Source organism: Serratia sp. HRI, assembly GCF_010119335.3.
Taxonomy (GTDB): Bacteria; Pseudomonadota; Gammaproteobacteria; order Enterobacterales; family Enterobacteriaceae; genus Serratia; species Serratia nevei.
In genome coordinates, this window is sequence record NZ_CP083690.1 from 3,438,744 (window position 1) to 3,465,138 (window position 26,395).

Genomic DNA, 26,395 nt, shown 5'->3' on the forward strand with positions numbered 1-26,395 from the left:
CTGAAGCGGCTACCCATGGTATGGGTTCTCATCTGATTTTCTGGTGTATGTGCCAGCCTGCGTTCGTTTTGCATTTCCGGGATCGGGTGTTCGTTGCTTAGAATAACCCTAAAATAGGCGCTGAGAAGGTGAAATAACGTGATATTAAAAGCCGGGCGCTTTTTGCAAAGATGAAATCGGAAGTGAAATTATGAAATCGGTTGATTAAATCTTGTTTTTGTTTAATTAATTCAGTGGGTTGTCTTTTTGCGGGCAGCGGCATTTTACACCCGCTAACCGAGAATTCCCGGCCGTTCTGAGCCTCATTTTCCCCTTATTACCCACCGGCAGCGGTAAGATTTTACCCCCGGTGGCATCAACCTATGGGCATGGATTGCTCACGTTAACGACCGGGTTTAGCGTTTGTTTAACTCCTGTGGCAAAGGTTAGCGCAGTGAGTGGGGCCGGCAGTGGCAACCCGCCCACTTACGCAGGGGGAGAAGCATGCCTGACAGGTAGGAGGGAATTTATACAGCTCGTAGGAATATTCTTATCGTTCGGTTATAATCCGCGCCACGAGTAGGCCTAAGAGAGTGAGCATGAGATTTTTGATCAATAACAGGGTTATCTTCGATGAAGATAATCTCACGCTGGCATTGGCAGATGAAAACGCCGATCCGGTGGTGCTCACCGCTATTGCCAACCGCCTGCTCGCGCTGCTGGTGAAGAATAATAATATCCTGATTAGCCGGGATTTTATTTTCTCTGCCGTTTGGGAAGATCACGGTAAAACGGCCTCAAGCAGCAACCTGAACAACTATATCGCCAGCCTGCGCCGGTCTTTTTCCAGCCTGGGTGAGGATGAAATCCTGGTCACGGTACCTCGGCAAGGATTTATGTTTACCGCAGCTAGCATTCATTCCGTAGCGGATCATATGACGCAGGACGAAAACGTTCCTGCTGTTTCTTTGCCCGTTCGGCGACGCTGGGATGTTATTTTACCGAAGGTAACGTTGCTATTAACCGGGATTGCGTTGGTATTGGCGGGCGTTTACTTTTTTACCGAACGTTACGATACCGCTTATCAGACCCAAATCGCCAGCTACAAATCTTGTCGCGTGGAGACGCTGAACGACAGCGAGCGGATCGACGAACGGTATATTTCCGACGCCCTGGAAAGGCTCAAAAGCCGTGGTTTTGATTGTGATGTACCGGCAACGGTTTATTACTCTCGATTGAGATACCGTTATACGAACTACAAAAAGCTGATTGATTTTATCTCGTATTGCCCGAAACACCGCGTTAAGAATATGGATGCGCACTGTGAAGATGAGTTTGAGGTGATCAATGAAGGTTAGCTCGCGCCGTGCTTTCTATCTGGCATTATATGCTGCTATTTCACTTGTTATTGTTATATTGATTTATTTATTGACTGCTTCGCGAGATTTTCCTGAATGCAATGCGTCTTTATCGACGACGCGCATGACGCCGAATGGGACGTTAACCAGCGGTTTGTACGTTAACATCGTGCGTTCGGGATGGCGCCGCGCGACTATTACGCTTAACGGCTTAGCCTATCGGGATGGAAAGAAACAGGTGATCGCCAGGGTGCTGGAAACGAAGTATCACTATCATCGGGGTTTTTACTATGTTGCCATTGAGAAGAAAATCCTTCAATCCATGGATAATTTCACCTACTCAGATGCTCAGACGTTTCTGTTGGGTGAGGAAAAGCATTACTATGTTTTAAAAATTGCCAAATTGAATGATGACAACTTTATTATGTACTACGGCAGGCAGCCTGAGCTGCTGTGCTCCGTAACCAGAAAATGATGTGGACATCCCATAATGAGATGATTATGGGATGTGGTTGGTGATGGCGTGTATAGCAAATAACGGCAGGTAGAGCGTGTCCGTGAGCGGACATCTTGCTGTTTTTGTATCACTGGTAGTGAAAAACGTTACTCATTTATGGGATATAGACCACTTCGCAAGGTTGGTGGCCTGCATTTTCTCGGCAGGACACGAGCATTTTTTCTTCAAACTGCCGGTTATCCTGCGTGATTTTGTTGTAGTAATAAACTTTGGTCTTTTTCTGGCAGTTGACATAGGCCTTTACCATGTCGGTTACCGTTTCCTTCTCTGGGTAATCCCACCCCATGCTGTATATTTGGCAACCCGCGAACTGAGTGCCGCTGAATATGTTGTTACGTGCGGAATACTGGTGGCTGGCCATGATCAATGCAGCGATGCTGATGAATAGGATGAGATTAAACCATTTATTCCAGCGCTGAAGCTGCCGCCATGCCGAAAATAACTTTCCGCTACCACGCCCTCTGGGGAGGGCTTGCCCCGGCGGTTGCGTGGGAACAACGATTTCCTCCATTATGTTTTGTTCTTTTTCTGGTTCAGCAGTGGCGTGTCGGCTAACTTTTTTTGCAACGAACTTAAACCCTTGCCGCGGGTAAGTGATTATCAACTCCGTCTCGCCAAGTTGCGCCAGATGGCGACGTAATAGTGAGATATAGTTATTCAAGTTGCTGTTTGTTCCTTTTAGTCCTCGTTCTTCCCAGACCTCTTCAAGTAATTGTTGACGCTTAATTAACATTTCATTGTTTCTAACGAAAATAGAAAGCAAGCGGCAAGCCGCGGCCGCTAGCGGCTGCATATTTTGCGGGGCGTTGACGCTCTCCAGGGTTCCTTCGTATTCATTGAACTTAACCCTTCCGTTTATAATGAAAATCATAGGAATCCTCTCATTTTTGTTTCGGGAAGGGATTTTGCGCTGAGAGGTTCTATTTTTCAATAACCCTGCTCCTCTGTGTTTTCCAATAATATTGATATCTGTCACTAAGTGATAATTTATCCATAATAAATTTTTTATGGAGATCTAATTATTGCTATAAGTTATGTCACTTTTAGTATTTATGTGTAATTTAATGGTATTTTTTAGATTTAAATATTGTATTTAAAGTGTTTGATGAAATAATATTTCAAGATCGGAGTGGGAGAGCTAAAGTAGCTTCACCCCCGGCGATGGAGGGTTTCATCGGTTGGGAAAGACATGATGAGTAAGTATTAAGTGATTGGTTTATTCCTTGAATAGTATGTAGTTGACCTATTAACCATGGTTATCTACTGCATCAGTGATAGCCGCGAGCAAAAGGCGGCTTGACTTTTAAAACATCAGGCCGTTGATACGCATTACTCATCGTTAAGAAAATACCTTATGTATTAATACGATTAAGGATAATTGGTTATATGAAACTGAATCAAATCATGCTGGCTGCCGTTATGGCGTTTGGTGTTTCTTCTCTGGCTCATGCTGCGGTTAAAGATCAGGGTCACGGTAAAGTGACCTTCAACGGTTCTATTATCGATGCGCCTTGCTCGATCTCACCTGATTCAATTGATCAGACCGTTGAATTGGGCGCTATTTCAAATGTGGCGCTGAAAGATGGCGGCAAATCCACACCGCGTCCTTTCCAGATTAAATTGGAAAACTGCGAGCTGACCGTGGATGCAAATGATCCATCGAAGAACAATAACAAAGTCTCGTTGACCTTCTCCGGTTCAGCTTCTGATGCGGACAGCGCTCTGCTGGGCATCACCGGTACCGCTAAAGGTGCGGGTATTGCTCTGACCGACGGAAGTGGTAAGAAAATTAAATTGGGTACTGCATCCGATGCACGCCTGCTGCAGAACGGTTCTAATACCCTTAGCTTCTCTGCTTATCTTCAAGGCAGTAGCGCATCCGGCGCAGTAATTGTTCCGGGTGAATTCCAGTCCGTCGCCGACTTCACCTTAGCTTACCAGTAATTCGTTAACCTAACGTAATACGCGTGATTACCGGCATGCGGGGTAACCCGCATGCTGTTTACAAGGGGACATTATTTCGTTGGGTAAGGTGATGACGTATAAGATGAACAAATTAGGAGCTCTTTGCCTATTGCTGGCGCCATTTTCTTTTGTTTCTCAGGCTATTTCTGCGTTGCAAGGCGAAGGGCGCGTCAATATGCAAGGGGCTATTAATGACGCTGCTTGTGCTATCGCTACAGAAAGCCGTGAGCAACTTATTGATATAGATATTATATCCGTTTCCGATATTGCCCGCGATGGGCAAGGTCGGAACGTACCTTTTAGCATTAAATTAGTTAACTGCGTTTTGGAACGAACAGACAAGACATTGCCGAGGTGGAAACAGTTCCAGGTGACTTTCGACGGCCGTGCCGATGGTGAATTTTTTGGCATTAATGGCGGGGCCTCAGGTATAGCGCTGGAAATAATCGATCTTGAAGGCAATGCCGCAAGGCCAGGAAAACCATTGCCATTGATGAATGTGCCACTTGGGGATTATCGGCTCAATTATGTCATGAAAGTTATGGCAAATAGTCGGCCTTTGTCTGCAGGGGATTTTTATTCATCGGTTAGATTCAAAATGGATTATTACTGAATCGATCGACTATTTCAGGGAAGTTAAAAGATAGAAGGTTCGGAATATGATGTTTTTGCCTGCTGGAAAATCATTTCGTTTATCTATTTTGAGTGCCTGGGTGGCGTTGTGCTGCTTTGGTTTCACCTCTGCTGCCGGCGCTCAGGAAGAAATCCAGTTCAACATTGATGTGCTGGACGTGAACGATCGCAAAAACATCGATCTGAGCCAGTTCGCCCGTAGCGGCTACATTATGCCGGGTACTTACGGTATGGCGGTGCACGTCAATAAAAGTGATTTACCGGAACAGCAAATCGCTTTTTATGCGCCGGATGATGATCCTAACGGCAGCCGCGCCTGCGTTTCTCGCCCTCTAATGGAACAGCTAGGGCTGAAAACGGCGCTGCACAAGGGTTTGGCTTGGTGGCATCAGGGCGAATGCCTGGATGAGGCCAGCTTGAAGGGGATGGAGATACGTGGTGACTTGGCCACCTCATCGTTGTATCTCAGCATTCCGCAGGCCTATCTGGACTATGTTTCGGAGGATTGGGATCCGCCGTCGCGCTGGGATGAAGGCATTCCGGGGCTGTTGCTTGACTACAACCTCAATGCGCAAACCCAGCATCAGATACAGGCGGGTACGCGTGGCTATAGCATGAGCGGTAACGGTACTGCGGGAGCTAACTTGGGCGCTTGGCGGTTACGGGCAGATTGGCAGGCGCAGCTAAATCACCAGACCGGGTCGGGGCAACCGACTGACAAGCGTTTGGACTGGAGCCGTTACTACGCTTATCGGGCCGTGTCGGCGTTGCGATCAAAACTGACGCTTGGCGAAGGCTATCTTGATTCCGGGCTGTTCGATAGCTTCCGCTTCGGCGGCCTGAGCCTGCGGTCAGACGACAACATGCTGCCGCCGAACCTGCGCGGTTATGCGCCGGAGGTGACGGGGGTGGCGAAGAGTAATGCTAAGGTCATCATCAGCCAGCAGGGGCGGGTGCTGTACGAAACCACGGTGGCGGCGGGGCCGTTCCGTATCCAGGATTTGAATGATGCGGTGTCTGGTGAATTGAATGTGCGGGTGGAAGAACAGGATGGCAGCGTACAAGAGTTCACGATGAACACCGCCAGCATTCCGTATCTGACTCGGCCGGGATCGCTACGCTACAAGCTGGCTTTGGGGAAACCCTCCGATATTGAACATCGTTATCGTGGCCCCCTGTTCGGTACCGGCGAGCTTTCCTGGGGGGTGAGCAACGGCTGGTCGCTGTACGGCGGCGCATTGCTGGGGGGCGATTATAATGCCGCGGCGCTGGGCATTGGCCGCGATCTGATGCTGCTGGGGGCTCTGTCGTTCGATGCCACCCAGTCGCGCGCCAAATTGCCGTATAGCGGTGAAATACTGAGCGGCGGCTCATACCGGCTCAATTATTCGAAGAGTTTCGATGAGTTGGACAGCCAGGTGACCTTTGCTGGCTATCGCTTCTCGGAGCAGAATTTTATGAGTATGAGCGAATATCTGGATGCGCGGGAGTACGGCAGGCGTTTCGGCAACGGCAAGGAAATGTACACCATTACCTACAATCAACAGTTGCGGAATTTGGGGGCGAGTGCCTATCTCAATTACAGCCATCAAACTTACTGGGATAGGCCAGCCAACGATCGCTATAACCTAACGCTGTCGCGCTATTTTGATGTCGGCCGCGTTAAAAATTTGGGGTTATCGCTGTCGGCGTATCGTAACCGCTACAACGAACGCAACGACGACGGTATGTATCTGTCGCTGTCGGTGCCATGGGGGAATGGCGCGACGTTAAGCTACAACGCGATGCTCAAGCGCGACGACAACACCCATCGGGTGGGCTATTACGATCGTTTGGACGGTCGCAGTAACTACCAGCTCAGCGCCGGCGGCTCGCGCAGCGGCGCCAATCTGAGCGGCTATTTCAACCGCGAGGGTGATATGGCGCGGGTAACCGCTAGCGCCAGCTATCAGCAGGATCGCTACAGCGCGGTTGGCTTATCGGCTCAGGGCGGCATGACGCTCACCGCCGAAGGTGGAGCATTCCATCGCAGTAACCTGCCGGGCAGTACCCGATTGTTGCTGGACACGGAAGGCGTGAGCGGCGTACCGGTGCGCGGCTATGGCAACGTAGCAGGGACCAACCTTTGGGGGAAAGTGGTGGTGGCGGATGTCAACAGTTACTACCGTAACAAGGCCAGTATCGATTTGGACAAACTTGGCGAGGGGGCGGAAGCGGTTAAATCGGTGGTACAGGCGACGCTGACCGAAGGTGCCATCGGCTACCGCAGATTTGAAGTGATTGCCGGGGAGAAGGCGATGGCGGTAATCAAACTGGCAGACGGCAGCGAACCGCCGTTTGGCGCCACGGTGCGGAATGCGCGCCAGCAGGAGACCGGCATCGTTAACGATGGCGGCAGCATTTATCTGAGCGGTATCAAAGCCGGTGAAAGTATGACCGTGCACTGGGAGGGGGCCGCACAGTGCACAGTGCAACTGCCGATGTCATTGCCGCCAGAGATACTGGTGAATAATTTACTACTCCCTTGCCGGGCATTATCGGGAGTAAATGAATATCAATCGGAAAGTGGAGCGTAACTTGAGAGGGCTAATTATCTTTATATTCGTTGCACCCATTTATTTCTATAGCGCAATGGTACAAGCAATATATGTTGATGGCGGGTTCACCGCTTGGCGTTGGGAGGGAGAACCACCACTGCCGACACAGCAATCTCGATGGGTTGAGATTAGCTTTCGCTTTTCCTCCATTATGTTCGATGACTATGACGAAATATTTTCCAATGGGAAAAAAGTTCGCTGTGATAATCAGGGCTGTCGGTTTGTATTATGGATCCACAGCTACTCGGGGATAGTCGTGTCGCCAGGTGTTTTTTTCGCTCCCGGCGGCACTTTATTGGCGTCGTCTTACGAGGCCAACCAATGGGTCAGGAATTCGATGCCATATGAAGATTCGATAAGATTTAAATACGATTTAAATAACAATGACCGACGGTGTATGTTTCTTCATTTAGAGACCGGATCTCACACCCACATATTAGGTTCCACTTGTAACGGTGTACTTCCGCCGCTGCCGCCAACTACACCAGAGCCGCCACCGCCGCCAGAGCCGTTATCTTGCGCGGTGGCATGGCAAAGCAGCATTGAGATTGATTTTGGCGTGGTGACGGCGGGCGAAAGCAAGGCTAAAGGCTTGGCAGCCAAACTGGTCTGTCAGGGCGGAACGTCAGGAAAAGCCCGCCTAAGATTTACGGATGTCAATCAGATAGGCGCAGATACGGTAACGTTGCGAAAGAGTGGCTCAAGTGAGGAAATAAAAGTGAAGCTATCGGTTGGTGATGCCAATTCATCTAATGAGAAGATAATTGATGTCTCACCAGGATTTAATACGACTTATGCGTTTATAGCCAAATTAGACGGCACACAACTGAGCGGCGTTGATGGCGGCACTTTTTCTGGCAATGCGCTGATTGTATTTGAAGTCATTTAGCAATTCTAAAATGTACGATGTTATTTAACTCGGTAGCTGAGGTGATTATTGAGCTGCCTGGAGGAAGGTTATTTATGAATACGTTTATGCAATATAATGTTACGCGAGCCGTATCGGCAATGGCATTAGTTGGCGGTGTCTTTTTGTCGATGCCGTCACAGGCGGCCATCGCTTTGGATCGCACCCGGGTTATTTTCGACGGCGGCCAGCAATCAGTGAGCCTGAGCGTCAGCAATCAGAATAAACAGCTACCTTATCTGGCGCAGGGCTGGCTGGAAGATGAGCAAGGCAACAAGATTCAAAGCCCGTTGACCGTGTTGCCGCCGGTGCAGCGTATCGAACCGGGCAAGCCAAGTCAGGTGAAAATCCAGGCGTTGCCGGCGGCCAAACAGCTGCCTCAGGACAGGGAGACGCTGTACTACTTCAATCTGCGTGAGATCCCGCCAAAGAGCAATAAACCGAACTCGCTGCAGATCGCACTGCAGACGCGCATCAAGCTGTTCTATCGCCCCGCGGCGATAGCGCCGGAGCGCAACGCTGCGCCATGGCAGGAGCAATTAACGCTGACCAGGCAAGGCGATAAATACATCGTCAATAACCCGACACCGTATTACGTCACCATTATCGATGCGGCCGGTCGTAAAGGCGTAGCGGGCGCGCAGAACTTTGAACCGTTTATGGTGCCGCCAAAGGGGCAGGTGCCGCTGACAGCAAGTGCTACCAGCCTGGGGGGCAGCCCTGTGTTGACCTATATCAACGACTACGGCGGGCGGCCGCAACTGACGTTCAATTGCCATACCGGCAGGTGCAACGTCGTACCGGAGAAAAATAACTCGTGAGATAACCGGTGGCCGTAGTGGAAGGAGAAAACATATGGCTCGTAGGCATGTAATACCTGAAATCTGGCGCTATAGGGTAAATGGATGGCGATATGGGCTCGCGCTAGCGGGCCTGGCATTGATGGTGCCACTCAGCGTAGCGATGATGCTATGGCTGATGCCGGCCTCGCAGGCAGCGGACAATTGGCAAGTGGAAGGTTCCAATGGCGTACTGCATATCAGCGGTGCACTGGCCGAGAGTGCCTGCCGATTGGAAATGGCTTCAGCCCGGCAGGATGTGTGGTTGGGGGAGGTAGCGACCGGAAGGCTTGAACAGGTGGGCGCACGTGGTGTACCGGTGGCGTTTGAATTACGTCTTCGTGACTGTTTACGCAGCAGGACGGCCAGTCGGGATGAGCGTACGGGAATTTTAAGCTGGGCACCGGATCAACCGGCGGTCAGAGTGAGTTTCAGCTCGCGGGCCGATCGGGATAACCCGCAGCTGGTAAAAGCGCAGGGGGTGGGTGGCATCGGGTTGCGCATGTTGGATGAGCACGGCCGCAATGTGCGCCTAGGCAGCCGCGGTGAACCGCTGTGGCTGACTCCAGGGAGCAATGTGTTGGCTTACAGGGTAATGGCCGAGCGTACGGCACAGCCTCTGGTGCCCGGCAGTTATCACGCCGTGGTGGATTTTCATTTGAGCTATGACTGAGGGGGCCGTCTGCGCCGCGAACAGCTGGCGCTGGCCGAAGCGCGTCGTCATGAGAAAGGAAAACAAGATGGCTAAGGAGTAACGGGGTGAAAAAGGGAACCAAAATTCGACAGGCCATGGCGGCGTTGCTGTTGTGCGGCTGTGGTGGTATGGCTTTCACGCAAGCCGCGACGGTGAAAGTCAGCGTGACGGTGGTGCAACCGTTGCCTTGCACCATCAACGGCGGGCGGCCAATTGAGGTGAACTTCGGTGATGAGCTGATGACGACACGCATCGATGGTTACCGTTACCGCGTACCGATAGATTTTTCGTTTACCTGCACCAACCCCTATAAAAGCGCCATGCGCATGCAGGTACGAGGCGGCACGGCCAATTTTGGTCAAGGGTTGCTCGGCACTAATCGCGACGGTTTAGGCATCCTCATCTTACAGAAGCAAAGCGGGAATCAGCTGCCGCTGAATTCTTGGCTCAATTTCACCTATCCCAATCCGATAACGCTGGATGCCGTGCCGGTAAAACGGGCAGGTGTCAATCTGGAGACGGGGGAGTTTACCGCATCCGCAACTCTGAGAGTCGATTATCAATAACCACTGGGAGTGAATTTATGAAGCCTTACTTTTTCCTTCCTGTTGTGTGTCTGCTTCTATGGAGCCAGGGTTCTCTGGTTGCCGAAGAGGTTGCGATGCAATTTCGTGGCGGTTTGATCGCCCCACCTCCGTGCGTGATTAACGCCGGAGCGAAAATAGATGTCGATTTTGGCTCCCGCGTGGGGATCAAAAAAGTGGATGGCGTGAACTACCGCCAAGCGATCGATTACCACCTTGATTGCGAACCGGGGGCACGGCCTTGGGAGCTTAGGTTAACGTTGAAGGGGAACGGTACCGCTTTTGATGGGGCCGCGCTGCAGAGTAATAAAGCGGATCTGGGGATCCGCGTTTATCAAAATGACGAGCCTTTTATGATCTACAGCTCTATTTCCATCGATCCCAGTAGCCCGCCGCGGTTGGAGGCGGTGCCGGTTAGCAGACCGGGGGCCACGTTGACGGAAGGCACTTTTTTTGTGACCGCGACATTACTGGCCGAGTTTTCCTAGGGGTTTGATATGAAAGACTTTTCTTTTTTTTCTGCGGTGATGGTGTTATTGATTGCGTTAACGCCACACGTCCGGGCAGAGGATAACCTGTATTTCCATGGCGAGCTGGTGGCGGAGCCCTGCGTGATCCCACCGGGCAGTGAAGTTATCCCGCTCGATTTTGGCACCGTGATAGATAAATATCTTTATAGCTATCAACGTACGTTACCCGTTCCATTGGCCATTCAACTGGCGGAGTGCGATCTAAGCCTGGGGCAATCTCTGACGCTAACATTTGTCGGTAGTGAAAACGGCAGCTTGCCCGGCTATTTGGCATTGGGCGCCGGCAGCCAGGCCAGAGGCGTTGCCATCGGTCTGAAAAGCATGGAGGGAAAAGCTCTACCGCTGAATCAGCGGGGAGAAAAGATCTCACTGGTAAGCGGTAATAATCAGATCCGTCTTCAGGCCTATATTCGAGGTGAACCGCTTGCTCTCCAACACAGAACCATTGTTCGTGGGGATTTTAGCTCTGTTGTCACCTTTAACCTGGAATATGAATAGATAGGCACGGAAGGTTTGGTTAAAGAGTTTTATTCTGCCATCGCGGTTATTTTAGGGTGTAATTCGTTTCTTATGATTTCCCTTTGCCTGAGCCAACAAACTCGTTTGCCGCCAGTCTATCCACATTTTTTAAGAGGTGAATAATGGAGCGAATCAATATCGTTATTGATGATGACAATGCTTATTTTGTGACGGGACTACGTTTCAGCATTGCGGAATATGCGGAAAAAAATCATAAGACGGTAAGTTTTTTGTCGCCTGATGATGACCTACAGGCTGACATGGTGATTGCCGTATCGATGTGGCGCGCACAGCGATGGCGTAAAATGAATCCTTGTGAAGCCGTGTCGGCTATCATGACTATTAAAGAAAAAAGAATAGGGCGCGTTAATGAGAGTGAGAATGTCCTTTATCGAACCGATAACCGGAGCAGATTGTTTGAGTTGTTGGCGAAGAGCTTGGCTAAAACTCCTGCTGAAAGACAGCTTCTCGGTTATGTACTGACGAGCAGGGAAAAACAGGTAATCGATTATCTAAAAAAAGGCTTTGATCAATCAAAAACAGCCAAATTCCTAGGGATAAATGTAAAAACGGTACATAGCCATAAACGGTCGGTTATGAAAAAACTGATGCTGAATCGCCATCGAGAATTTATGTATTGGTTAATATCGCAAGATGACTAATCTTTTTTTGAAAAGTGATGGCTTGCTATTCTATTGGTTTTAAATTCTTCTTTTTTGATAAAAGGAACTTAAGTGTTTTTTTTGCTTTCTGCAGTAATACTATTTCTATTTAGCCTGCTGTCTTTTTATAAGCATTTTAAATTAGTCAGGAAAAGACGGTTGATTTTTAGTCGTCATAAGATTTCATGGTAGGAGACAGCGCGGAAAATTTTAATAAACGGTGCAGCCGGCTTATTCATCTTGGGCAACGGTAATAAGTGCCGGGGTATTGCTCATTCACACCTGCAAAGGCATTCCCTTGTTGGCGGCCACTTGCTGATTAACCAACCGAATAGGCTAACCAGGGTGTTTTCCGCCTGATACGGCCCCAAGTTGGTATGCTGCACAACAACCTTTCTGCCATTGATGGTCCGTAAATTCAGATTATGCCGTTCTATCCGCTGGGTATATTTCTTGCTGATAACATGGCTGGTTGCGGCCAGCAGCGTCTGATAGACCGGCCAGGCATCAGTCATGTAGAAGGCAATGTTAAACCGACCCAGTAAAGCCAGAAGACGCTGCAATGTCAGGGCGTTACGTGGGTCAAACACATGGGCGAGAACACGTTTGCGGATGCGATCATAAGCATAAAACAGCCATCGTGGATTGCCTTTGCTGCGCACATATGACCATTGTTCATCAGCTTCGCAACAGATGACGACTGTTGCTCCGGACTCAGCGTTCTGCGCTACCTGTTGTGGCGAGAGTTTTTTAGATGGCAGAGAACCGTGTTGAGGCTTATTCCCAGAACCCGCGCGGTATCCCGGCATCCCGAGCCATTCATCGCCATATCAACAATGGTCTGATGAGTGCCTGGTTTGGCACCGTTGTAGCAATAACTGAGCTGGAAGGTCTTCAGACAGAGCTTGCAGCGATAGAGTTGTGCGCCTGAACCGGAGTGGCCGTTGCGGATAACGCCATGAGTTTCAGTGCGGCGGGGACAAACAACATCAATCTTTGCCATCAGTCATCCAAAAAGCAAAGAATACAACAACACTAACTTTGCGTCACGACCCATTTTTGCCATCTATAGCACTTACTTCATAATTTTCTACGATTGGCCTGATTCTCCTCCGGAGTTTTCCTGGATACATGACGGCCTAATGACGATATTATCTATTCCACTCTCTTCGGCGCTCGCCAGTTATCCAGCGTAGAGTTTTTCCAAAGGCTTAAGTTCGCTTATTTTTCTGAAAAGCAGAGTAATTAATTATTCGATATAATTACATCGTTACTCACCTGCATTAGTTAGTTCTGGTATACATATCCGTCATCAGAAATAGAAAAAGACCCCAACTAACATCCAGTCCTTTCGCACTAAACTAAGTTTAGTGCGAACAACATAAGGAATAGAGGCTCAAAATCCGAGTCCCGAACCAAATGAAGTCTTGCAGTAAATATAATTTTTCTCTTTCATTATTAAATATCTGCCATTTTTATTTCTGCCCATGAACCTGGCGATTTAACTGCCACCACAGAAGGTCTGTAAAAACTCTCCACCGATGGCACAGCCCTTCCTGCTTTGAATTTATGAGACCTGGTTCGCCAAGAAGCAAACCATTCTTATTCGCCCAAGGGCGAAATTCGGTTTTTCCAGTAAAAATACAGGCACCTTCGGGTGTGATAGAAACCTCAGGGTTGTAACCCTGACACCAAGTATTATCCAAAGACTTTGCCAGTAAATTACACCCCGTACGATAATACTCCGTATCTGACAGGCTGAGTTGATAGAGTGTTGGCAGGATATCTTTGTGGCTTCCAACACGATTAGTATCAAAGTAACTGTTCTGACGATAATTCTGAGGAACGTAAATATAAAATGGGACAGCATGCCCCAGAACCAGTTCATGAGGGTCAGGATAGCCAATGCCCCGTATGTTATGATCGCCAGTGGCAGCAATAATGGTATGTAATCCTACTGGCTTAGATTTTACCCAACTAATAAAACGACCTAATTGATCATTAGCATAGCGCAATGTATTCATAACTTCATTTAGCTCTTCATCTTTTGCCAGGTTTCTTAGTCGTTTCTTTTCCTCGCCTGTCAAGTCAATATTATTGCCACTGTAGTTGCTAGGGGCTTTGTAAGGAGGGTGATGTGTGGTGGACATAGACATTATAAAGACATGTTCGCCTTTTTTTTCTGCTTCTTCCAGACGTTCTTTCATGTAACGGAACATATATTCATCAGGAACACCCCAAGTTCCTATGTGTGCATCAGGGTAGCGTTTTTTCAAACCGTTTTGCTCTATGAATTCACTGACGCCTAAACGAGGAAGAAATTGATTGAGATTTTGCCATGCACCATTGCCAGAGGTGACAAATATAATTTTATAACCGTTAGCCAGGAAGGGTTTAAACATATTGCTAGCAAAATCGACAGTCTGCGCACTAGACTGCCCGATACTACTCATGGGGCTACGAACGAAAAATCGGCTCAAAGTATCTATCGTACCATCACCTTCAGAAATAAAACGGTCAAAACGCCAATCAGCCAACCAGTGTTGCTGTAAAGTACCAAGCAAATCGCGACCGCGACGGTCAAAGCTTGCAAGATGATACCCCATGCTTTCCATTACTGCCAGCACCACATTTGGGGGATTTTTTTTCGCCGCCTGGTTTACATCGGTTTTCACCATAAACGGCTGTAGGCTGGGTTGCGTAGGTTGTTCCAGGAAACGGTCCAATAGTTCGGCACCTTTTTCATCCGTTGCCTCAGAAAAATAACTGTTTTTATCATGGGCGTTAAAAGCCCAGTTAAGAGCTATCAAACCATTAGGTGTAAACATATTCAAAAATTTTATTTCTGAAACTTGAGCATCACTCTGACGTAAAGGAAAAGTGCCTAAAGAACCACGCATGCCCAAGAAACAAATAAGTAGAACTATTAACGTACCAATAATAGATGTTGACAGATTAATCTCGCACTCTGGCTTAGTATTTATGACGCGTTGCCAATGACGATAAAATTTGAAATAAATAATAGCGAGCAATGTAAGGAAGAATAAAGCACGACTGACCGGATAGTCTTGCCATACGGTGGTAAGCACAGCAGCAGTATCATCTTCCACCAGGCCGAAAATGAAGATGTCAATAAAGCGCTCATAGGTAGCATAATAGAAAATATTCCCCACTGTAAATACTGTGACGATCAAACTCAATACAATCGCAAGCCAAGGCCAGGAACGTTGCCAGATACGAAACCCGCGGGTGTTCGTTGCAAGCATCCCCGCGATTAACAGACAAGGAACAAATAGTAAACTGGCGATACGAATATCGAATAGACCGCCAACCCAGAACATCCGACTAACATCCTGAGAAAAATCAACCAGTATATCTGATGTCCCATAGGTGGATAGCAGATAAACCCTCCCCGCAGACTGGGTAAGAACAGCTAATAGCCAGGGTAATAACAACGCGATGAATGCTTGTCTGAAACGATAAAACCACATAATACCCTCTTGTCAAGAGTTAGCAAAGATATTGCATATTGAATTTTTTAAAGAGTTACGATGTCAACTCTTCCGCAACTCGGGTTGGGACATATTGATAAAACCTTAATTAACAAAAATCTAATCTGACTGTATATTCTGGTAACGACAGATTTTTCGGTAAATTCGGAGGGTGTCATCCAGCCCAGTGCAGAATAGGGACGACTCCGATTATAGTGTATGCGCCAGGCCTCGATTTTGCATCGCGCATCCTTCACCAGTTCTCGTACAGACATTCCTGCCTTAAATTGATTCGTCAGGTTTAGTGACTCGCCTACGTCATAATCCCCTTTCAAGCACAATGCAGTTGAACTATCGCCATTATCATATACATTCCATTAACATTCATACATGAATGCCCCTTTTGGCTTACAGAGTTCAAAATCCGAGTTTTCTGAATGATCATGTCTAATTATTCAGAAGATTGGATACTAGAGTTTAGTATAAAATGCTTATAAAAAGATTGCATGGAGAAGGCATGTGGATTCTGTGTAGAAGATATGTGGATTCTGCGTAGAAGGCATGTGGATTCTGTGTAGAAGGCAGCATTCATGCTTGACATGGAGATTAAATGAAAACCATTAGAATTCTTCTTTCGGAAGATGAATATGATATCATCGCGTGTTCACCGCAGAAATATCTGCAACGCCGACAGACCCAAATAAGAGAGTCGATGAGTCTGGAATTATAGGCAAATCCAGGTGGTCGTGACGCAAAGTTAGTGTTGTTGTATTCTTTGCTTTTTGGATGACTGATGGCAAAGATTGATGTTGTTTGTCCCCGCCGCACTGAAACTCATGGCGTTATCCGCAACGGCCACTCCGGTTCAGGCGCACAACTCTATCGCTGCAAGCTCTGTCTGAAGACCTTCCAGCTCAGTTATTGCTACAACGGTGCCAAACCAGGCACTCATCAGACCATTGTTGATATGGCGATGAATGGCTCGGGATGCCGGGATACCGCGCGGGTTCTGGGAATAAGCCTCAACACGGTTCTCTGCCATCTAAAAAACTCTCGCCACAACAGGTAGCGCAGAACGCTGAGTCCGGAGCAACAGTCGTCATCTGTTGCGAAGCTGATGAACAATGGTCATATGTGCGCAGCAAAGGCAATCCACGATGGCTGTTTTATGCTTATGATCGCATCCGCAAACGTGTTCTCGCCCATGTGTTTGACCCACGTAACGCCCTGACATTGCAGCGTCTTCTGGCTTTACTGGGTCGGTTTAACATTGCCTTCTACATGACTGATGCCTGGCCGGTCTATCAGACGCTGCTGGCCGCAACCAGCCATGTTATCAGCAAGAAATATACCCAGCGGATAGAACGGCATAATCTGAATTTACGGACCCATCTTAAGCGACTGATCTGTAAGACCATCTGTTTCTCAAAATCAGAAGAAATGCACGATAAGGTCATCGGCTGGTATCGATGTAGTAGCGATGTCGATGGCGTATATCCAGCTGTCTTCGCTTGGCATTCCTAGAGAAGTTGTGTTGGGTATGCACGGATTCGAGACAGCAGCTTCGCCCCCACTAGGCTTATTCAACATGCACTACACCTTCCAGAACGGCGGCAAAATGACGAGTTAGACACACTCCTAGCCGAGCTGAAGTTGGGTGACGGAATTTTCTGGGGTTCCGGCGTAGAGCCCCCTTTTGCTAACTTGCCGCCGTTAACGCGACACAACCATAATTACGGTATTTCGGTCGACATTAAGCAGCTATTATAATTAGCGTTTATGGTTAAGCGACTGTTCATCCGCCGCCTGTTCGTTTACCTATCAGATAATGATGCGGAGTACTGATTATGTTAAAATCTCGTCCGTTCCTGCTGTTATTGTTATTGCTGCTGGGTTTGCAGCTGACACCGCCCGGCGCCGTCGCCGCCATCCAGGATGATCCCGCCGCCGAAAGCGCGCCCGATCCCGCCACGCAGCTGAAAGCCGCGCAAAAGCAGTTGGACAACATGAAGCAGCTGGTTTCCAAAGCGACCACCGATACCCAGCTCAGCAAATTGCGGCTGGCGACCGACGATCTGGTCGCCAGCATGGAAAAACTTGCCACCGATCTGCAGCCCGAGCAGGACAAACTGAAAGCGCAGCTGGACGTGCTGGGACCGCCCCCGGTGGCCGACGCACTGCCGGAAACCCCGGCGGTGGCCCAGCAGCGCAACACGCTGAACAGCAGTAAAAAGCAGCTGGATGACGCGGTGAAACACGCGCGGGCCATCAAGAACAGCGCCGTCGATCTGGGGCAGCAGATCGGCGATCTGCGCCAGGTGGCGTTTAAAACCCAGCTGACGCTGAATACTGGCAGCATTTTGGGCGTCAAATTCTGGACGCCGGTGGTGCAGCCATCCGCGGATGATGTGCAACGGCTGGACCAGTTCAAGGCAGAGATGAAAGCGGCCTGGGACGCCAGTTGGCAGGACGAATGGCGGTACGGCACGCTGGCGCTGCTGGCGCTGGCGGTGATCATCTGGACCTGGGGGCGCTATTTTTCCGAGCGTTTTCTCGCCTGGGTCAGTATCCGTTTCCTGCCGGACGGGCGCTTGCGCCGCAGCTTCATGGCGATCGCCACCGTGGCGGTGACGGTGGTGACCACCTCCATCGCGCTGAACCTGCTGTATTACGTCTTTGTGCGCGTGCAGCCGCTGCCGGTGATGCTGGAGGATTTCGCGGAAGGTTTCAACTTTCTGGGGGTTTTCTGCGCGCTGATCTCCGGGCTGGGGCGTGCGACGCTGTCGTTGAGTCGCCCGTCGTGGCGCTTGATTTCCATGGATAACGAGGTGGCTGCCGGGCTGCGTTACTTCTCGCCGCTGCTGGCCGGCCTGGCGCTGGTATTCGGCACCGTGGAACTGATTAACAACGTCGTCAGTGTCTCATTAGCCACCACCATCTTCGACAACGGCCTGGTGGCGGGGCTGATCGGGATGGTGTTGCTGGCTGCGCCGCTGCGCGGCCAGCGCATTCGTCGCCGTCTGGAACAGCAGGGCGCGCCCCTGGAAAAACGCACGCTGGTCGGTGGGCTGGTGCACCTCGTCATCCTGGTCTGTTCGGTGGTGATCCTGTTTTCTCTGCTCATCGGCTACATCGCCTTCGCCCGCTTCCTGACCTACCAGCTGATCTGGGGAGTGCTAGTGCTGATGACGTTCTACTTTATGGTGCTGTTCACCACCGATTTGTGCGCCGCGCTGTTTTCGCCGCAGACCGTCAGCGGCAAGATGCTGAAGAAAACGCTCAGCTTCAAGGATCGCCATTTGGAACAGATGTCGACCATCACTATTGCATTGGCCAAATGTTCGCTGTTGCTGTTGATGATTGTCGCGTTGTTCAACGGCTCGTTCGGCAGCACCACGCCGGGCTCGCTGATGGAGAAAATCGTCTCCATCCTGACCGGTGAAGGGCTGCAGCGTTTCAACATCGTGCCCGGCAACCTGCTTAACGCCATGATCTGCCTGGCGATCGGCATCTATATTTTGCGCGCAGTGCGGCGCTGGCTGGGTTCTGAACTGTTGCCGAAAACCATCTCGGACGTCGGCATTCGCGCCTCGCTGGTGACGCTGTTCAGCAATATCGGCTATGTGCTGGTGATTCTGATCACCCTGGCGGCGCTGGGCATCCAGTGGAGCAACCTGGCGTGGATCGTCAGCGCCCTGTCGGTCGGTATCGGTTTCGGTTTGCAGGAGATCGTGAAGAACTTTATTTCCGGCCTGATCCTGCTGACCGAACGCCCGGTGAAGGTGGGGGATATGATCGGCATCGGCGGCGTGGAAGGCGACGTGCGGCGCATCAACGTGCGCGCCACCGAAATCCAGCTCAGCGACCGTTCCACCATGATCGTACCGAACTCGCAGCTGATCTCGCAGAACGTGCGCAACGCCACCATGGGCAACGCGCAAGGGGTGGTGACCATTGCGCTGACGTTCCCGACCTCCATCGATCCGGAGCAGGTGCGCAATATCTTGCTCAGCGCCTATAACGAGTACGAAACTATTCTGGAAACGCCGGCGCCTTACGTGCGCTTCAGCCAGCTGGGGCCGGACGGCATCATCCTGAGCGTGACCGGCTACGTGACGAGCCCGCGCATGGTCGGCGCCACCAAGAGCGAACTGCTGTTCAATATCCTCAAGCTGCTGCGCGCGCAGGAAGTGAGCCTGTCCAGCCCACAGGAAGTGGTGTTTATGAAGCAGCAGGCGACACGATACCAGGCCAACGAAGAGGAGCACTCCTCCTAGGGTTGTGTCGGGTAACATGCTGTTTTTTTATGATGTAACCTGACCATGCCCTTGATCCGAAAAGCCTTCCGGCGGCTGCATTATCCCGTCGATATTATCGCCCAGTGTGTTCGCTGGTATCTGGCCTATGCCTTGAGCCTGCGTAATCTGGAAGAAATGATGGCGGAGCGCGGTATTGTTGTTGGCCATTCCATGCTCCATCGTTGGGTCATCCGTCTGGTGCCGTTACTGGATAAGGCATTTCGCCGACATAAACGTGCCGTGGGGTGCCGCTGGCGCATGGACGAAACCTACATCAAAGTCAGAGGGCAGTGGAAATATCTATACCATGTCCTCTGTAGCTATCTAGTCGTTCAAGTAGTTCAGAAATGCGATTCAAGGCGAGGGCAGGGCGATGCCGGCGTTTCACTGTCGTTAAAGCACCTGCCATATCAACGGCAGGGTTGTAGCTGATAATGCCTGACTGGGCAGCATAGCGCATGACTGCAGTGATACGTTGCTGAAGGCGGGCTGCAATCTCATAGATCTCTTTAGCTTCGGCTGCTTTAACGGGGATAAGTAAATCTGGAGTCCTGAGGGTGGTAATATCGCGTGAGCCGATGAAGGGGAAAACATGCGTCTCGAGACTTTTCAGTATTTTCTCACTATGTGAGGCTGACCATTTTTTGTTGCTCTTATGCCACTGTCTTGCGATGCTTTCAAATGTCTGTGCTGCTTCGGGCACAGACTTTTTGATTCGTTTCTGTTCGCACGGATCGGTTCCCTCAGCTATCTGTTTCCTCGCCGTATCGCGTTTTTCCCTTGCTTCTGATAACGAGACTTCAGGATAGACACCCAGAGCGAGCGTTTTCTCTTTTCCCAGAAATCGGTAGCGGAGCCGCCAGTAGCGCGAGCCGTTCGGGTGAACGAGCAAAAACATGTTGCCGCTGTCGGCAAGTTTATAAGGTTTTTCATCCGGTTTTGCTGCACGGATTTTAGCGTCAGTGAGCGCCATTGGCGGGGTCTCCTGATGGTAAAAGGGGTATAAATTTTATCGAATCAGACTATACCCTCAGTTATACCCTCGCAAGGGGCTTGATGCGGGTAGAATTACGTAGAGTTCGGTGGAAATAGGGAAGGTGGGAAACGTTGATTTTGGTGGGCTTAGAATGCAAAAACGGACCTCCGTGGAGGTCCGTTGATATGAATTTGGTGCCCGGACTCGGAATCGAACCAAGGACACGGGGATTTTCAATCCCCTGCTCTACCGACTGAGCTATCCGGGCAACGGGGCGCATTAAACCGTATTGGCTGGGTGGCGTCAATCGCTTTCTGTCACAAAGCCGATCGGTTGCTCTATTTTCAGGCAGCGAACCCGGCTGAGTGGGGGATGGGGGGGTATTTCAACTCAATAAATATGCATATAAAACGTGTATTTATACCGTCGTCAAGATGGTTTTTTATTATTTTTTAATTAAATAACAATGCGTTATTGTAAAATCAATGCGCGTTAAACCAGAGCGATTCTTGCTTGAACCCCGCAACGAATCATGCAATCATTGCGCAAATTTTAGCACTCTCCGTTCCCTGACGGTGTTCCCGCTTCTTATAAGCCAGAGGGTTATTGGCATGACTGGTTTTGTTGCTCAAGCGCTGCTGCGCACCAGACATCTGACGCCGCCACCGTTCCGCCGTTGTCTCCTTTGCACGTCATCCGCCCGAATACGCCTGCCGGCCATGCGGTAAGGCCACCTGATGCTCGCTGTTAGGCATGTGTAAAGCCAGCGCTGCGGCCCTGATTTTACTGATGCCTGTCGGACGCTGCCAAGACCAGTTCCCCCGATAGCCGCCTGATGATCCCCGATCATGAGCCGGTCACGCACGCCGCTTATGCTGCCGTGCCCGGGTATCGCTTTACCGGGATAACCGCGTTATCTCATTACCGTGCCGGTGGCACACCCTCATCCTTCACCGTTTGAGAGTCCGCATGATGAAAGAATTGAAAATCGCGACCAGCGCCAGCCTGGTCGCCACCATTGAGACGCTGCGCCAAATCGTGCGCGTAGAGCAGACGGACTACACCGACGTGGCGGCGGTGGTGGTGTCGGTCGCCGACGTTAACGCCGGCATTCTGGCGCGCTTGCAGGCGACGGGGTTCGACATTCCGACCTTCGTGGCGGTGGAAGGGGACGAGCATCTCTCGCCGGACTATCTGCCGTTCGTCAGTGGGGTTTTCGCGCTGCTGGCCGGCGCCAGCAAGCCGTTCTACATGGCACAGCTGGAGGCCTCCGCCGACGCCTACGAGCAGGCGCTGCTGCCGCCGTTCTTCAAAACGCTGAAGACCTACGTCGAGATGGAAAATTCGACCTTCGCCTGCCCGGGGCATCAGGGCGGCGAGTTCTTCCGCAAACACCCGGCCGGCCGGCAGTTCTTCGATTTCTACGGTGAGACCCTGTTCCGTTCCGATATGTGCAACGCCGACGTCAAGCTGGGCGATCTGCTGATCCACGAAGGGTCGGCCAAGGATGCGCAAAAGCACGCGGCGCGGGTGTTCAACGCCGATAAAACCTACTTTGTGCTCAACGGCACCTCGGCGGCCAACAAGGTGGTGACCAACGCGCTGCTGACCCGTGGCGATCTGGTGCTGTTCGATCGCAACAACCACAAATCCAACCACCACGGGGCGCTGATCCAGGCCGGCGCCACGCCGGTCTATCTGGAAACCGCCCGCAACCCGTTCGGCTTTATCGGCGGCATCGATGCGCACTGCTTCGACGAACGCTACCTGCGCGAGCAGATCCGCGAAGTGGCGCCGGAGAAGGCCGCGGCGGCAAGGCCGTTCAGGTTGGCGATCATTCAGCTCGGCACCTACGACGGCACGATTTACAACGCGCGTCAGGTGATCGACACTATCGGTCACCTGTGCGACTACATCCTGTTCGACTCCGCCTGGGTGGGCTATGAAGGCTTTATCCCGATGCTGAAAGAGTGCTCGCCGTTGCTGCTGGAGCTGGACGAACACGATCCGGGCATTTTCGTCACCCAGTCGGTGCATAAACAGCAGGCGGGGTTCTCGCAGACCTCGCAGATCCACAAGAAAGACGACCATATCAAAGGGCAAAAGCGCCACTGCAACCACAAGCACCTGAACAACGCGTTCATGCTGCATGCCTCGACCAGTCCGTTCTATCCGCTGTTCGCCGCGCTGGACGTCAACGCCAAGATGCATGCCGGCCCCGCCGGGCGCCGCATGTGGATGGACTGCGTCAAGCTGGGCATCGAGACCCGCAAACAGCTGCTCAAGCGCTGCTCACAGCTGAAGCCGTTTATTCCGCAGCAGGTGGCGGGCAAAGACTGGCAGGATCACGATACTGACCTTATCGCCAACGACGCGCGCTTCTTCACCTTCGTGCCGGGGGAAACGTGGCACGGCTTCGAAGGCTATGCCCAGGATCAGTATTTGGTGGATCCGTGCAAGCTGCTGCTGACCACACCGGGCATCGACGCCGCGACCGGCCAATACACCGAGTTCGGCGTGCCGGCCACCATTCTGGCCAACTTCCTGCGCGAGAACGGCATCGTGCCGGAGAAGTGCGATCTCAACTCGATCCTGTTCCTGCTGACCCCGGCGGAAAACCCGGCCAAGATGGAGCAACTGGTAGAGATGCTGGTGCAGTTCGAGCGCTATGTTGCAGAGGACGCGCCGCTGAGCGTGGTGCTGCCGACGGTGTACCGCAAGAACGAGCAGCGCTATCGCGGCTACAGCATTCGCCGGCTGTGCCAGGAGATGCACGATCTGTACGTCAGCTTCGACGTCAAACAGCTGCAAAAGGAGATGTTCCGCCAGGATCATTTCCCGCCGGCGGTGATGAACCCGCAGGACGCCAACGTGGCGTTTATCCGCGATAACGTCGAGCTGGTGCCGATCGGCCAGGCGGAAGGGCGCATCGCGGCGGAAGGGGCCTTGCCGTACCCGCCGGGCGTGCTGTGCGTGGTACCGGGCGAAGTGTGGGGCGGCGCGGTGCAGCGCTACTTCCTGGCGCTGGAAGAGGGCATCAACCGCCTGCCGGGCTTTTCGCCGGAGCTGCAGGGGGTCTACATCGAGAAAAAAGATCACGGCTGGAAGCGCATCTTCGGCTATATGATCAAGCCATAGAAAAAGGGCCGGTTCGCACCGGCCCTTCTCATTTATCCACGCGGAACGCGTTACTTTCTGCGGTAGCTCTTCTGCGCGGTATTCACTTTCACCAGATAGCGGCGCGACTCGGCGGCCGGGTGCTTGGTGGTCAGCGTCTGATACACGTCGCCCGGCTGCATGCCGTTGATGATGCCCACCGCGCGCGTTCTGTCGCTGGAGAACACCCGCAGCACGCTACCGGCGCCGCCGTTGTAGGCGGTGATCACCGCATAGCGGCGCGAGGTCGGGTTCTGAATGCCGCCCAGGTAGTTGTTCTGCAGGATCGCCAGATAGGCGGTGCCAGTGTCGATGTTGTTCTCCGGATCGAACAGGTAGCTGCGGCTCGGGGTGCCCCATTTGCCGCGCATCTGGAACACATCCTTACCGGCGGTATGCTGCACCACCTGCATCAGGCCCAGCGCGTCCGAACCGCTCACCGCATACGGGTTGAAGCTCGATTCGGTCTGCATGATCGCCAGGATCAGCGACTCGTCCACGCCGTATTTTTCCGACGCCTTGCGCACCATCGGCAGGTATTTGTGTGCACGTTTGTCCAGGTGGTTCGGCACCAGCTGGATGGTGACCGAGTAGATCACGTGCAGGCCGGAGGTGCGTTTTTGCAGCTTGGTCTGCAGCAGGTAATCGGCGAAGTGCGCCGCGCGCCATTCCCAGCGGATCGGCGCGCCCTTGTTATCCAGCACCTGACCGTACAGGAATGGCTCTTTGCTGATCTGGATATCGTTGGCGTCGGAATAGAGATCGATGGACCCCGGATCGTCACCCATCAGCAGCGTGCTGATGATCGCCTGGCGCAGGTGCGCGGCCGGATCGGTGGTGGCGATGGTCTCGATGGTAATGGCGCCGGTGTCGAAGTTGATGTGGCTGCGGGTTTGGTACTGGTCGGTATATTTGACGTAGTCTTTCGGCCCGGCGATCAGAACTTCGTTCAGACCCCAGATGTTCTCGATGTTGTGGGCGAATTGGCCCATCAGAATGTCGAAGCCGTTGGTATCTTTAATCCAGGCTTCGTTGATTTCTTCACTTTTTTTGCCGGAACAGGAGATCAGCAAAGGCGCTATTACGAGCAAAGCTAAAATTTTCTTCATCTTAAAGCCGTTTGGAAGAAGTATAAGAGGATTGAAGCGGGCCAGCGCCTGGCCCCAACAGCGTTATTCGCTCGGCGGCGTATAGCCTTCGATGTGCACGTCGTGCCCTTCGAACAGGAACTTGATCATTTCCTCTTCCAGCAGCTTGCGGTCGTCCACGTTCATCATGTTCAGCTTCTTCTCGTTGATCAGCATGGTCTGCTTCTTCATCCACTCGCCCCAGGCTTCCTTGGAGATCTCGTTGTAGATGCGCTTGCCGACGTCACCGGGATAAAGCTGGAAGTCCTGGCCTTCGGCGTCGCGCTGCAGGAAAGTACAAAAAATGGTGCGGCTCATGCTAATTCCTCATCGATGGCGCTATCGCCATATAAGTTTTGTTGGATCGGGGGCTGCTTCGCCAGCTGTTGCAACAGGCGATCCACCGGCGCTGCCAGCCCGACCGACGGCGGCTGCGCTAAGTTATACCAGAGACCCGCGCCCTCATCCATGCCGCTGCCCGCCGCGTCGAGCGACAGCCACATCGGCACGATATCGAGGTGGAAATGGCTGAACGTGTGGCGAAACGCGGTCAGCTGCTCCAGGCGCTTGCCTTTCAGACCGCGCTGCTGCAGCCAGAGTTCCAAATCCACGCGCGCGCTGAACTGCGGGAAGCAGAACAGGCCACCCCACAGGCCCACCGCCGGGCGCTGCTCCAGCCACACCCGGTCGCCGTGCTGCAGCAATAAGAAGTAGGCGGTTTTTTCCGGCAGGGTCTGCTTGGGTTTCTTGCCGGGGTAGTTGGCCCAGCTGTGGTTGGCGTAAGACAGGCAGCCGACGTTGAGCGGGCAGAGTTCGCACTTGGGCTTGGAGCGGGTGCAGACCATGGCGCCCAGATCCATCATTGCCTGGTTGAACTGGCCGACGCCCTGTGCCGGGGTGACCTCTTCGCTGATTTTCCACAGCCGGTTTTCGACTTCTTTCTTGCCCGGCCAGCCCTCCACCGCGTAGCAGCGGGCCAGCACGCGCTTCACGTTGCCGTCGAGGATCGGATAGTGTTGACCCAGCGCCAACGACAGCACCGCGCCGGCGGTAGAGCGGCCGACGCCCGGTAAATCGGCAATTTCTGCGAAGGTTGTCGGGAACTCGCCGCCGTGCTGTGCGACAATGGTCTGCGCCGCCTTGTGCAGGTTGCGGGCGCGGGCGTAATAGCCGAGGCCGGTCCACAGATGCAGCACTTCGTCGAGCGGGGCTTCCGCCAGCGCGCGCACGTTGGGAAAACGGGCCATAAAGCGCTGAAAATAAGGAATGACGGTGGCAACCTGGGTCTGTTGCAACATCACCTCGGAGAGCCATACTTGATAGGCGGTTTTTTCCAGCTGCCACGGCAGGGTCTTGCGACCGTAGCGCTGATACCAGTCAAGCACCACCTGTGCGAATTGTTGTGCTTGCATCATGAGCAGCGTCGTTATCCGGCAGAAAATGAAGCGAGATTGCAGCATAGAGTCATGGTGCTGTAAACCGGAACTTTCCGACGCCGCACGGCGGGTACAGAAGATGAACACTTGCTAAACCAATGTATCTTTGCATAATGCGCGTTTCCCT

22 protein-coding genes, 1 tRNA gene and 2 pseudogenes are annotated in these 26,395 nt (G+C 51.9%); 16 read left to right on the top strand and 9 right to left on the bottom strand.

Annotation, left to right across the window (positions count from 1 at the left end):
* Positions 1 to 578 precede the first annotated feature (578 nt).
* On the top strand, positions 579 to 1,337 hold the full coding sequence (locus tag GF111_RS16475) for a helix-turn-helix domain-containing protein (RefSeq protein ID WP_147191903.1): 759 nt from the start codon (positions 579 to 581) through the stop codon (positions 1,335 to 1,337).
* Entirely contained in the window at positions 1,327 to 1,812 is a 486-nt protein-coding gene (locus GF111_RS16480) for a hypothetical protein (RefSeq protein WP_147191900.1), read from the top strand. Before GF111_RS16475 ends, GF111_RS16480 begins: the two co-directional genes overlap by 11 nt.
* 136 nt (positions 1,813 to 1,948) lie before the next feature.
* On the opposite strand, the gene GF111_RS16485 is transcribed toward GF111_RS16480, so the two are convergent.
* Positions 1,949 to 2,785 (bottom strand): transcriptional regulator, encoded by an 837-nt coding sequence (locus GF111_RS16485; protein ID WP_224217735.1) that lies wholly within the window; start codon positions 2,783 to 2,785, stop codon positions 1,949 to 1,951.
* Between the two features lie 455 nt (positions 2,786 to 3,240).
* Between GF111_RS16485 and GF111_RS16490 the strand changes: the two genes are divergently transcribed.
* The 10 genes from GF111_RS16490 (at position 3,241) to GF111_RS16535 (ending at position 11,784) form a co-directional block, all read left to right on the top strand.
* Positions 3,241 to 3,798 carry a fimbrial protein gene (locus GF111_RS16490; protein WP_080490824.1) on the top strand — a complete coding sequence of 186 codons (558 nt, stop codon included), beginning with the start codon at positions 3,241 to 3,243 and terminating at the stop codon, positions 3,796 to 3,798.
* A 103-nt stretch (positions 3,799 to 3,901) separates the two neighbouring features.
* On the top strand, positions 3,902 to 4,432 hold the full coding sequence (locus tag GF111_RS16495) for a fimbrial protein (RefSeq protein ID WP_306685991.1): 531 nt from the start codon (positions 3,902 to 3,904) through the stop codon (positions 4,430 to 4,432).
* Between the two features lie 46 nt (positions 4,433 to 4,478).
* Positions 4,479 to 7,028, top strand: a complete 2,550-nt coding sequence (locus GF111_RS16500) for an outer membrane usher protein (protein WP_080490823.1) — start codon at positions 4,479 to 4,481, stop codon at positions 7,026 to 7,028.
* Positions 7,000 to 7,938, top strand: a complete 939-nt coding sequence (locus tag GF111_RS16505) for a hypothetical protein (RefSeq protein ID WP_147191548.1) — start codon at positions 7,000 to 7,002, stop codon at positions 7,936 to 7,938. Before GF111_RS16500 ends, GF111_RS16505 begins: the two co-directional genes overlap by 29 nt.
* A gap of 119 nt (positions 7,939 to 8,057) precedes the next feature.
* Positions 8,058 to 8,777, top strand: coding sequence for a fimbria/pilus periplasmic chaperone (locus tag GF111_RS16510; RefSeq protein WP_224217855.1), 720 nt, complete (start codon positions 8,058 to 8,060; stop codon positions 8,775 to 8,777).
* Positions 8,778 to 8,811: 34 nt separating this feature from the next.
* Positions 8,812 to 9,468, top strand: a complete 657-nt coding sequence (locus GF111_RS16515) for a fimbrial protein (protein ID WP_147191550.1) — start codon at positions 8,812 to 8,814, stop codon at positions 9,466 to 9,468.
* Positions 9,469 to 9,554: 86 nt separating this feature from the next.
* Positions 9,555 to 10,055, top strand: a complete 501-nt coding sequence (locus tag GF111_RS16520) for a fimbrial protein (RefSeq protein ID WP_224217736.1) — start codon at positions 9,555 to 9,557, stop codon at positions 10,053 to 10,055.
* Positions 10,056 to 10,072: 17 nt separating this feature from the next.
* Complete coding sequence (locus GF111_RS16525) at positions 10,073 to 10,561, top strand: fimbrial protein (RefSeq protein WP_162419984.1); 489 nt, start codon at positions 10,073 to 10,075, stop codon at positions 10,559 to 10,561.
* 9 nt (positions 10,562 to 10,570) lie between these two features.
* Complete coding sequence (locus GF111_RS16530; protein WP_147191552.1) at positions 10,571 to 11,101, top strand: fimbrial protein; 531 nt, start codon at positions 10,571 to 10,573, stop codon at positions 11,099 to 11,101.
* A 143-nt stretch (positions 11,102 to 11,244) separates the two neighbouring features.
* The gene (locus GF111_RS16535; protein WP_148940497.1) at positions 11,245 to 11,784 is read left to right on the top strand and encodes a LuxR C-terminal-related transcriptional regulator; all 540 of its coding nucleotides are present in this window, start codon (positions 11,245 to 11,247) and stop codon (positions 11,782 to 11,784) included.
* A 272-nt stretch (positions 11,785 to 12,056) separates the two neighbouring features.
* On the opposite strand, the gene GF111_RS16540 is transcribed toward GF111_RS16535, so the two are convergent.
* From GF111_RS16540 to GF111_RS16550, 3 genes are all read right to left on the bottom strand, one after another.
* Positions 12,057 to 12,787 (bottom strand): IS1 family transposase gene (locus GF111_RS16540; protein ID WP_370633469.1). Its coding sequence is split into 2 segments (ribosomal slippage): positions 12,057 to 12,538 and positions 12,538 to 12,787, totalling 732 coding nucleotides; the frame shifts between segments, so codons are not numbered across the junction.
* Between the two features lie 472 nt (positions 12,788 to 13,259).
* Positions 13,260 to 15,275 (bottom strand): LTA synthase family protein, encoded by a 2,016-nt coding sequence (locus GF111_RS16545; protein WP_147191923.1) that lies wholly within the window; start codon positions 15,273 to 15,275, stop codon positions 13,260 to 13,262.
* 47 nt (positions 15,276 to 15,322) lie between these two features.
* Entirely contained in the window at positions 15,323 to 15,550 is a 228-nt protein-coding gene (locus GF111_RS16550) for an integrase core domain-containing protein (RefSeq protein ID WP_148940182.1), read from the bottom strand.
* A 518-nt stretch (positions 15,551 to 16,068) separates the two neighbouring features.
* Here GF111_RS16550 and GF111_RS16555 point away from each other — a divergent pair.
* From GF111_RS16555 to GF111_RS16565, 3 genes and pseudogenes are all read left to right on the top strand, one after another.
* Positions 16,069 to 16,799, top strand: a protein-coding gene (locus GF111_RS16555) for an IS1 family transposase (RefSeq protein ID WP_147190179.1) whose coding sequence is annotated in 2 segments (ribosomal slippage) — positions 16,069 to 16,327 and positions 16,327 to 16,799 — 732 coding nt in all. Because the reading frame shifts where the segments join, the coding sequence is not laid out codon by codon here.
* A gap of 323 nt (positions 16,800 to 17,122) precedes the next feature.
* Positions 17,123 to 19,552, top strand: a complete 2,430-nt coding sequence (locus GF111_RS16560) for a DUF3772 domain-containing protein (protein ID WP_147190177.1) — start codon at positions 17,123 to 17,125, stop codon at positions 19,550 to 19,552.
* A 45-nt stretch (positions 19,553 to 19,597) separates the two neighbouring features.
* Positions 19,598 to 19,888, top strand: a pseudogene (locus GF111_RS16565) (DDE-type integrase/transposase/recombinase); the annotation flags it as partial.
* Here GF111_RS16565 and GF111_RS26715 read toward each other — a convergent pair.
* A pseudogene (locus tag GF111_RS26715) lies at positions 19,875 to 20,546 on the bottom strand (tyrosine-type recombinase/integrase); the annotation flags it as partial. The pseudogenes GF111_RS16565 and GF111_RS26715 overlap by 14 nt on opposite strands.
* A gap of 195 nt (positions 20,547 to 20,741) precedes the next feature.
* Positions 20,742 to 20,817 (bottom strand) — tRNA-Phe (locus tag GF111_RS16575).
* Positions 20,818 to 21,521: 704 nt separating this feature from the next.
* On the opposite strand from GF111_RS16575, the gene speF reads away from it, so the two are divergent.
* Positions 21,522 to 23,687: an ornithine decarboxylase SpeF gene (speF, locus tag GF111_RS16580; RefSeq protein ID WP_147190714.1), complete on the top strand. Its 2,166-nt coding sequence runs from the start codon at positions 21,522 to 21,524 to the stop codon at positions 23,685 to 23,687.
* Between the two features lie 50 nt (positions 23,688 to 23,737).
* Here speF and mltC read toward each other — a convergent pair whose 3' ends face one another.
* From mltC to mutY, 3 genes are all read right to left on the bottom strand, one after another.
* The gene (gene mltC / locus GF111_RS16585; protein WP_004937402.1) at positions 23,738 to 24,814 is read right to left on the bottom strand and encodes a membrane-bound lytic murein transglycosylase MltC; all 1,077 of its coding nucleotides are present in this window, start codon (positions 24,812 to 24,814) and stop codon (positions 23,738 to 23,740) included.
* A 63-nt stretch (positions 24,815 to 24,877) separates the two neighbouring features.
* Complete coding sequence (locus GF111_RS16590; RefSeq protein WP_004937404.1) at positions 24,878 to 25,150, bottom strand: oxidative damage protection protein; 273 nt, start codon at positions 25,148 to 25,150, stop codon at positions 24,878 to 24,880.
* Complete coding sequence (mutY, locus tag GF111_RS16595; RefSeq protein WP_004937408.1) at positions 25,147 to 26,247, bottom strand: A/G-specific adenine glycosylase; 1,101 nt, start codon at positions 26,245 to 26,247, stop codon at positions 25,147 to 25,149. The genes GF111_RS16590 and mutY overlap by 4 nt, the downstream gene beginning before the upstream one ends.
* Between the last annotated feature and the right edge of the window lie 148 nt (positions 26,248 to 26,395).